Annotated in this window: 2 protein-coding genes; both read left to right on the top strand. The window is 49.2% G+C overall.

The window, feature by feature from the left end:
- A partial coding sequence (locus RR842_RS14625; RefSeq protein ID WP_332730301.1) for a hypothetical protein occupies nt 1-890 on the top strand: 890 nt, incomplete at its 5' end.
- Nucleotides 891-899: 9 nt separating this feature from the next.
- On the top strand, nt 900-1,517 hold a 618-nt coding region (locus RR842_RS14620), incomplete at its 3' end, for a hypothetical protein (protein ID WP_332730300.1).

The following is a 1,517-nucleotide window of genomic DNA, read 5'->3' as shown; positions in this document are numbered from 1 at the left end:
GGTCAGAGGCGCCTAAAGCCGATGCAGCGGGCATCAAAGAGGCATCAAAGGAAGCGTGGCGCGTATTCGGCGGTGATGAGCTCGTAAACGCGTACCGTCGTACGCAAATCATCGAGAACAAGGTTCCCTCTTCGGAAGTCGACCTGCAGCTTGCAGCAGCATCTAGAACCGCATCCGTAGTCGATACTCTCGTTAGCTGGGCGGCAAACAAACGTGCTGACTATTTTGATGCACACGCCGTTGACCGCGATTACATGTCCGAGGAAAACCGCCAGAAGTACGACCAACTCGAAGGCGAAACAAGCGGCAAGCGCGTAAAGCATGTAGAGTGGCCCACAGGTGGAAGCGTCGTAAGCGCCAAATGGCCCGCTTTCCCCAAGCATATCGTTCAGGATAAGAATGGGATGTGCCATCTAGATGTCTCGCCGTTCGAAGAGTACGTTGCCCGCAAAGAGCTTGCTCGGCCCTACACAGTAGCTTTTTATCGCAATCCATCAAATAACTCTCCGCAGGTCTTCTCTATCCCTTACACCATGCCGAATGGTCGCGTCTCGCTTCGCCCGGACTTTATCTTCTTCACCCGAGACGACAGTGGTAAAATCCGTCCAGCGATTGTAGACCCCCACGGCGCACATCTTGGAGACTCCCTCCCCAAGCTCAAGGGATATGTCGAGTTCCTGCGTGATTTCCCTGACATGTTTGCGCAGGTTTTGTCTGTAACCGACCTAGCTGGAACCAAAGAGTGCCGCTTCCTCAATCTGCTCGACGGAGCGACGCAGGACGCGATCATGAACTTCAGCGGCGATTCGGCCGTCGAGCTATATATGGGCGACCGGTCTCATACGTACGGGATCAAGGAAGACATTTACTATACCGCACAAAGGATATAGCGAGACGTAATGCCGTTACTTGTATTCGAAGACGATGAACTAGATATTCTTATTGAGGCTGTTAATGCGATGCAACTCTGCTTCCACCCTCGATATGCCCCTGATGGTCATTTTTTAGTACATGACCTTTTTGAACTTTCTAACAATATTGACGACGTACTTATTCTTGCAGACAAGAATATCATCTCGCCAATTTGTGAGATAGCAATAACAGGAAGTCATAAAAGTAAAGCACAGCTACAAAGAACGGCATTGTTTGTACTTTGGACTAGGTTCATAAATGCAAGGTTATCTTGTGGTCTTAGTATCGCAGAGACCGATACTGCAGGCGTCTCGAACGCTCCAGGCGAAACAGAACGTCAAGAGTTTTTACATGGTGTGAACAACATCCCTTCGTTTATATGGAAGGGTTTAGCCTTTAAAACACTCAACGAAGTTCCGGCTCAGTTCTTATATGCAAACAACAAGCCCAATGAGCCGAGTTATTCTTTCGAAAACACAGCGGACTTTCTTGGCAACAAGGCTGCTGTTGCAAAGATCGTTGAACTCCTAAGAGATGCAACCTTGTTGCCTATTGATCGGTTTCTATCCTTTCTGGAGTGGTATGCAGCCTGCCTTCCGCTTACC

Source organism: Gordonibacter sp. (assembly GCF_036667095.1).
GTDB lineage: Bacteria > Actinomycetota > Coriobacteriia > Coriobacteriales > Eggerthellaceae > Gordonibacter.
This window is presented reverse-complemented; position numbering and strand designations above follow the sequence as displayed.